This is a genomic window from Metapseudomonas resinovorans DSM 21078 (genome assembly GCF_000423545.1).
GTDB classification, from domain to species: domain Bacteria; phylum Pseudomonadota; class Gammaproteobacteria; order Pseudomonadales; family Pseudomonadaceae; genus Metapseudomonas; species Metapseudomonas resinovorans.
Genome location: NZ_AUIE01000041.1, coordinates 22,398 through 29,210 on the forward strand (window position 1 = coordinate 22,398; position 6,813 = coordinate 29,210).

Here is a 6,813-nt window from a genome sequence, read left to right on the forward strand (position 1 = left end):
CTTCCTTCGATCAGTTCTGGCTGCGGATGGCAATGGCCACGGTGGAGCGCAGGTGCACTTCGGCATCCCCGCCGGCGTAACCGGTGGCCTCGACGTTGAACAGATAGGTCCGGCTCAGGCAGTCGAACGCCCGGTTCTCGGCAATCGAACCGTCGGTTTCGCAGACGAAGCTGGTCGCGCCGCCCGACGCTCCGTAAAAGTTGCGAACCTGACAGACCGGCTGCTGCGGTTTGTTGTGAAGTTCGGCGGGAGGGGTCCATTGCGTAGCCGTCACCGTCGGGCAATCGGTCTTCGCCAGGAATAACTGGGTAGGATCGACGCTGGCTTCCACCTGCTGTCGCACATAGGCCTCTCCCACCCGCAAGGCGCTCTCGGCTGCCTGGAACGCCACGTTGTAGTCCCGCGCGCCGCCGGCCATACGCTCCTGCAGGGTGCTGCCGGACATCGCCGTAACCCCCAACACGGTTAGTGCCAGGAGTGCGATCAGGCAAACCAGCAGCACTGCTCCTTTTTGCTTTTGCATGCTTATCCTTGCCTCATCAGTCGACCCGATTGCGCAGGGCCACAACTGTGCTGAATACCTGGCGCAGGCGCCCATCCGCCACCACTGCCGCCCCCCCGAACTGGACAGCCTGGTCCAGCGCTCCCGCCACTCGCTCATTGCTGACCAGCAGCAGATCGATCTTCACCGTGCGGACATCATCCCAACGGTTCGCCGCTTCCACCTCGGCCGGGCTCAGGTAGGTCTGCACACCAACACTGTTGTTCACCGCCACGCCGAAACTGGTGCGCAGCGACTCCACACCCTCCACAACCTCGTTGGTCTGCGGTGGAACCTGAGCCGCATCGCGGACAAACAATGCACGGATGGGCTGCCCATTTGCCGTGACGCGGCCGGTATCTGCCACGTAAAAGGTCCTGTAGGCGAAGCCCACTACTCGTGCAGGGCTGTTGAACGCGATATCCGAGAACTTGAAGCCGCCGCATTTGGCGTTCTTATCATTAGTGCTCGCGGCATGAGTCAGTGTCACCTGGCCTGAACCCGACGAGTTCGGCTTGTTGGTGATGCGTATGACCACCGCCTTCTCCATGTCTTGCACCATCACCGCATGGTCCTGCTGCATGCTTGGGCAATAGGCCGTAACCTTGAGATTCGCGTTGAGTGACGGTTTGAGCAGTTCACCCGCGGTCAGAAAGGACTCGCAGCCATCGTTGGCGAAGATCGCCACCTGGTCGGTGCCTACCGCCCCAAGCTCGCCGGTTGCCGTGATGCGTCGTGCCCAGATGGGGCGATTCATGGCACTCCATCCACCTGGGTCTCCGTTGGCGGCGACCACGCAGATGTCCTCCTCATCAAGCCGAGCCCCCACCCCAACGCCCGCAGGGCGCAGTTCGGCGGCCAGGTACTGCAGGGCGAAGCGCCCGTTTTCCTGCAGGTTTCCTGCGACCCCCCGGAGAAGGAAGGTGTTCTTGTTGCTGATGAAGACCTGGAGAACCGCCAGACTGATGACCAAGCCAATCGCCATGGCCACCATCAGCTCCACCAGGCTCAAGCCGCGTTGCTTGTGCATGAGCACCCCGTCAAATCTGCGTGACGAAGGAGAATTGCTGGGCGGCGCTACCACCCACCCGCTCCTCGTTCCATTGAACGATTACCGTGAAGCGGCCACCGTTCTGCACGACACCGCCATTCCCCTCTGGTAGTTGCCTGGCAAGGTTGGCGCGCCATTCCGCCAAGTCCCGTTGGAAAGGCAGGCAGGTTTCCTTCGCCGGATCACAGGCCAAGGCGGCACCGACCGCCAGGTTGTAGAACCCCGCCTGCGCATCTCCTCGCGCGGCGCGCATGCGATCAGCCATCTCATAGGCCAGGAAGGTCGCATGGGAGCGCACGGACGCTAGCTGGTTGGCCTTAAGCGCGGTGAGCTGCATGGCTGCCAGCCCCAGTACTCCGATGGAGAAAAGGAGCACTGCGACCAGGACTTCGATGAGGGAGGCTCCCCGCTGGTACGACACGCTCATTTGCAGCTTCCCCTCTGCAGAGAAATCGAACCGGACAGCTCAATGGAAACACTGCGATTGAAGGTGGCGCAGCCCAGCGATGTATCCTTTGCCGTCAGGGTAAGCGCCATCCTGGCCGCGCTTACCAGCCGGCCCTGCGAGTCGAAGAGGATGTTTTGCAGCCCTGTCGGGGTGACGGCCAATGCGTTCAGGGGAGGGAAACGGCGCAACTCCAAGCTGTCCCGCTCGCGCAACAACTGCCAGCTGCCATCGGTTGCCAGCGGCCCTTTTAGCCTAATGGTCTGCGATCCTTGGACTGCTTCGCGGCGCGCATAGTTGAGCATGCTGGAGAACGCATCAAGTTCTGCCGCTGCCTGGTTCTCGCGAAGTAGCTGGGAAAAGTTCGGTGCTGCCAACCCGATCAATACTGCGAGCACGACGAGCGTGACCAGCAGTTCGATCAACGTGAATCCTCGCTGCGACATTCCCTGCCCTCAAAGGATGGTACGAACCTGAGCGGGCAGACACCCGCGCGACGGAGCTTCCTACCCCGACCTTGCCGACCTTCCATGACGAGCGGTCGAAATTTAACGACCAGCGGCAATTTACGCGCAAATAGTAGCTGATTGGTACTACCGTTTTAAATCACGTTTTATGAACTGCGAGCTTGCCCACAAGATTGGCCGGGACGGTGCCGCAGAACGGGCCATCGGGCCTGCCCTGGTAATCACGCACAGCCGCTAACGTCAGGGCGTCCCTCAACCCAGGCGCCCCTCTGGCGCATAGGGCTGCGGGTCGATGATCGGCTCGCGGCCAAGCATCAGATCCATCAGCAGGCGACAGGATGCTGGGGCGAGCACCAGCCCGTTGCGGTAATGACCGCAGTTCAGCCACAGACCGTCCGCGCCTGGCACAGGGCCGATGAAGGGAATGCCTTCGGGCGAGCTGGGACGTAGTCCCGCCCAATGTCCTACCACCTCGGAATTGGCCAGCTCCGGCAACAGTTCGAAAGCGGATGCCTTGAGGCTCTCCAAGGCTTCGTTGGTAGGGGTCTTGTCGAAACCGGCATGTTCCAGGGTGCTGCCCACCAGGATATGGCCGTCCCGGCGCGGGATCGCATAGCGTCCTTTCGCCAACACCATCGCCGGCAAGAAATCTTCGGCACACTTGAAGAGGATCATCTGCCCCTTCACCGGTTCCACCGGAAGCGCCAGCCCCAGGCTGGCCAGCAGGTCGCCACTCCAGGCGCCAGCCGCGAGCACCACACGATCGGCCAGGATCTCACCCTCGACCGTATTCACCCCAACTACGCGTGCTCCATCGCGGATAAAGCTCTGCACTTCGCACGACTCATGCAAGGTCACGTTCGGCATATGCAGCAGTGCCTCACGCAGGGCACGCGTCAGCCGCGGATTTCGCACGTTAGCCACGCCGGCCATATGGATAGCGTGCCGGAAGCCCGGCCCTAGCGGTGGCACAGCGGCGTGTACCTGGGCAATATCCACTGGCGCCAGGGGTCGCCCTTCGCGAGCGGCCCAAGCCAGGGCCTCCGCTTCGTCGTCTAGGTCCAGCCAGTACAGGCCCGTCTCGTGAACTTCGGGGTCTATACCGGTTTCAGCGAACAAGCGCTGGCCGAACTGCGGGTAGAAGTCCTGGGACCAATGCGCCAGAGCTGTTACAGCCGAGGAATAGCGCCAGGGATAGAGTGGCGAAACGATCCCGCCACCGGCCCAAGAGGATTCGCGACCGCAGGGGCCTTTATCCAGCAGACAGACTTCCAGTCCATCCTTCGCCAACAGGTATGCAGACAGCAACCCGATAGCTCCCCCTCCGACCAGCAAAACCCGCATGGAACCTCCAGAACAACAGAATTACCTGGCGTGACGCGGGCACTGGCAAACCAGAAGCCTGCCTCGCACAAACGGCGCACGAACAATATGGGCACAGCAACAGAGAATGCTTGCCAAGCCCGGAACCGGGAGGGGCATTCTATGGCAGTGGCGTCCGCAGGTGTGCGCCCGCTTGCTAGATCGGCGACGCAGCGTCGCTCAAGGGCATTCGCCTGTTGTGGTCTTGGACACCGAGGGCCGCCCAGTGAGGCTGAGCGAGACAAGACGCTCCTGGTCGCCCTCATCTGGCGAGGCACGACATACCTTCAATACGGCGCTTGCCGAGGCAGTACCAGTCGGTTGGAAGGCGATGCTGTGCACGCTGGAGGAGATCAGGAAGCCGCTCGGTGCAGCCGGATGGCGCTGCACTACCGTGCCGTCGGAACCGCGCACTATCCAGCCCTGTTGCCAGCCACCCGAAGAGGCGCAGGTCGAACCGTTTGCCGATGCGCAAAGGGTCACCGGTTGGTTGCGCTTGATCGCCTCGCTTCTTGCCAGTGTGGCGCCAGCGACCAGGTCATTGGCCTGGCTCCGCAGCTTGCTGCCCAGGGTCACGTCAGTGAAAGGTAAGCGTCTGGCCAACACACCTCCCCGGTTCTTCCAGCTAGCGGCATGGTGTCCACCTGTTTTTGGTGGACACCATTTCAGCCCCTTGCGGAGGATCTCCCGTGCCAGGCCAACGCCGCTCCTATCCCAAATCCTTCAAGGCCCAGGTCGTCGATGAGTGCACCCAGCCCGGTGCCTCGGTTGCCGGCGTGGCCTTGAGCCATGGCCTCAACGCCAATCTCGTGCACAAGTGGATTCGCCGTCAGCAGGCACATCTGCCCGCTGCACCCTCCAGTTTTATTCCGATTCCTCTCGCCCCGAGCCTGCCGGCTACCCCGAGTGCGGCCGACATGGCCATCCAGATCGCCATTCCCCATCGGGCCGGCAAACTGTCGGTGCAGTGGCCGGGCAACGACCCTGAAGGCTGCGCCCGCTTCCTGCGCGAGCTGCTGAAGTGATCCGCATTGAGCGCATCTGGCTCGCCACCGAGCCGCTGGACATGCGCGCCGGCACCGAAACAGCGTTGGCCCGGGTGGTTCAGGTATTCGGTGCGGCGCAGCCGCACTGTGCCTACCTGTTCACCAACAAGCGCGCCAATCGGATGAAGGTGCTGGTGCACGATGGCTTCGGCATCTGGCTGGCTGCTCGGAGGCTGAATAAGGGGCGCTTCGTCTGGTCGGGCAATTGGCAGGGACAGCAGTTGGAACTCAGTCCCGAGCAGTTGCAGGCCCTGGTGGTCGGCCTGCCTTGGCAGCGTCTTGGGCCTGATGCCGAGATCAGGCTCCTGTAGCCGGGGTGCAATTAGGCCAATGGCCTATCGCCGAGGGGGCCAGAAATCCTCACACTCGGCGGCATGAATCCTGCCGCTTTCGATCATCTGACACCTGAGCAACTGCGCCAACTGGCCGCGCAGTTGAGCCAGCGCGTCGATCATCTGGAGACGCTCAACCAGCGGTTGAACCACGAACTCGCCGTGCTGCGGCGCCACCGCTTCGCCCGCCGCAGCGAGCAGCTCAATGTCGACCAGCTCAACTTGCTGGACGAGATGATCGATGCCGACATCGCCGCCATCGAGGCAGAGCTTGAGGCGGCCCGACCAGAGCCCGCCAAGCGCGAGCTACGGCAGCAGCCCAAGCGAGCGCCGCTGCCGGCCGAACTGCCGCGCACGCTGATACTTCACGAGCCGGACAGCACCCAGTGTGCCTGCGGCTGTCAACTCAAGCGCATCGGCGAAGACGTCAGCGAGAAGCTCGACTACACCCCGGGCATCTTCACCGTTGAGCGGCATATCCGTGGCAAGTGGGTCTGCGCCAAGTGTGAAACGCTGATTCAGGCCCCAGTGCCTGCGCAGGTGATCGACAAGGGCATCCCGACTGCCGGGCTACTGGCTCAGGTCATGGTGGCCAAGTTCGCCGATCACCTGCCGCTATACCGCCAGGAAAAGATATTCGCCCGCGCCGGCCTGGCCATCGCGCGCTCCACGCTGGCGCAATGGGTCGGCGCTTGCGGCGTCCAGCTGCAACCCCTGGTCGATGCGCTGCGCGACTGCCTGCTTCAGCAGGACGTCATCCTCGCCGACGAAACCCCAGTGCAGATGCTCGCCCCGGGTACGAAGAAGACCCAGCGGGCTTACGTCTGGGCCTATGCACCCAGCCCCTTTGCCGACCTCAAGGCCGTGGTCTACGACTTCAGGCCGAGCCGGGCCGGCGAGCACGCGCGCAGCTTCCTGGGAGACTGGCAAGGCAAACTGGTCTGCGACGACTTCGCCGGCTACAAGGCCAGCTTCGAGCAAGGCGTGACCGAGATCGGCTGCATGGCCCATGCCCGGCGCAAGTTCTTCGACCTGCATGCCGCCAACCAGAGCCAACTGGCTGAGCAGGCCCTCCAGTACATCGGCCAACTGTACGAGGTGGAGCGCGAGGGGCGAGAGCTGCTCGCCGAACAGCGTCGGCAACTGCGCCAGGACAAAGCTAGGCCGATCATCGATGGCCTGCATAGCTGGATGCTTGGGCAGCGGCAGAAGGTGCCGGAAGGCAGCGCGATCGCCAAGGCACTCGACTACAGCCTCAAGCGCTGGGCGGCGTTGGTGCGCTACCTGGATGACGGCAACCTGCCCATTGACAACAACTGGATCGAGAACCAGATCCGCCCCTGGGCCTTGGGGCGCTCCAACTGGCTGTTTGCCGGCTCGCTACGCAGTGGCCAGCGTGGCGCAGCCTTGATGACGCTGATCCAGTCAGCCCGCCTGAACGGACACGATCCGTACGCCTACCTGAAGGACGTGCTCATGCGCCTGCCGACGCAGAAGGCCAGCGCCCTGACCGAGCTGCTGCCGCATAACTGGGTACCCGCCGGCAAGGTGTGATGCCCGTTCGCTTAC

Annotated in this window: 9 protein-coding genes; 3 read left to right on the plus strand and 6 right to left on the minus strand. The window is 62.9% G+C overall.

All coding sequences use genetic code 11. The annotated features are described in order from the left end of the window. Window positions 1–10: 10 nt before the first annotated feature. The 6 genes from G559_RS29660 to G559_RS29220 form a co-directional block, all read right to left on the minus strand. Window positions 11–523 (minus strand): pilus assembly PilX family protein, encoded by a 513-nt coding sequence (locus G559_RS29660; RefSeq protein WP_051246846.1) that lies wholly within the window; start codon window positions 521–523, stop codon window positions 11–13. 16 nt (window positions 524–539) lie between these two features. Then, complete coding sequence (locus G559_RS0122265; protein ID WP_028630365.1) at window positions 540–1,571, minus strand: PilW family protein; 1,032 nt, start codon at window positions 1,569–1,571, stop codon at window positions 540–542. A gap of 10 nt (window positions 1,572–1,581) precedes the next feature. Next, entirely contained in the window at window positions 1,582–2,019 is a 438-nt protein-coding gene (pilV, locus tag G559_RS0122270) for a type IV pilus modification protein PilV (protein ID WP_051246848.1), read from the minus strand. Next, window positions 2,016–2,483 (minus strand): GspH/FimT family pseudopilin, encoded by a 468-nt coding sequence (locus tag G559_RS0122275; RefSeq protein WP_028630367.1) that lies wholly within the window; start codon window positions 2,481–2,483, stop codon window positions 2,016–2,018. The genes pilV and G559_RS0122275 overlap by 4 nt, the downstream gene beginning before the upstream one ends. A 273-nt stretch (window positions 2,484–2,756) precedes the next feature. Then, a complete protein-coding gene (thiO, locus tag G559_RS0122280) occupies window positions 2,757–3,848 on the minus strand; it encodes a glycine oxidase ThiO (protein WP_036997720.1) in 1,092 nt (363 codons plus the stop codon). A gap of 198 nt (window positions 3,849–4,046) precedes the next feature. Then, window positions 4,047–4,469 carry a GspH/FimT family protein gene (locus tag G559_RS29220; RefSeq protein WP_162144831.1) on the minus strand — a complete coding sequence of 141 codons (423 nt, stop codon included), beginning with the start codon at window positions 4,467–4,469 and terminating at the stop codon, window positions 4,047–4,049. Window positions 4,470–4,555: 86 nt separating this feature from the next. On the opposite strand from G559_RS29220, the gene tnpA reads away from it, so the two are divergent. The 3 genes from tnpA (at window position 4,556) to tnpC (ending at window position 6,798) form a co-directional block, all read left to right on the plus strand. Next, a complete protein-coding gene (gene tnpA / locus G559_RS0122290; protein WP_028629612.1) occupies window positions 4,556–4,891 on the plus strand; it encodes an IS66-like element accessory protein TnpA in 336 nt (111 codons plus the stop codon). Continuing rightward, window positions 4,888–5,223, plus strand: coding sequence for an IS66 family insertion sequence element accessory protein TnpB (gene tnpB / locus G559_RS0122295; protein ID WP_028629613.1), 336 nt, complete (start codon window positions 4,888–4,890; stop codon window positions 5,221–5,223). Before tnpA ends, tnpB begins: the two co-directional genes overlap by 4 nt. A gap of 63 nt (window positions 5,224–5,286) precedes the next feature. Further along, on the plus strand, window positions 5,287–6,798 hold the full coding sequence (gene tnpC / locus G559_RS0122300) for an IS66 family transposase (protein WP_028629614.1): 1,512 nt from the start codon (window positions 5,287–5,289) through the stop codon (window positions 6,796–6,798). Window positions 6,799–6,813: the final 15 nt, after the last annotated feature.

Bases quoted from the DNA above. Each gene is read 5' to 3' on its own strand.
- G559_RS29660 (WP_051246846.1), bottom strand. From the start codon at position 523: ATGCAAAAGCAAAAAGGAGCAGTGCTGCTGGTTTGCCTGATCGCACTC.
- G559_RS0122265 (WP_028630365.1), bottom strand. From the start codon at position 1,571: ATGCACAAGCAACGCGGCTTGAGCCTGGTGGAGCTGATGGTGGCCATG.
- pilV (WP_051246848.1), bottom strand. From the start codon at position 2,019: ATGAGCGTGTCGTACCAGCGGGGAGCCTCCCTCATCGAAGTCCTGGTC.
- G559_RS0122275 (WP_028630367.1), bottom strand. From the start codon at position 2,483: ATGTCGCAGCGAGGATTCACGTTGATCGAACTGCTGGTCACGCTCGTC.
- thiO (WP_036997720.1), bottom strand. From the start codon at position 3,848: ATGCGGGTTTTGCTGGTCGGAGGGGGAGCTATCGGGTTGCTGTCTGCA.
- tnpC (WP_028629614.1), top strand. From the start codon at position 5,287: ATGAATCCTGCCGCTTTCGATCATCTGACACCTGAGCAACTGCGCCAA.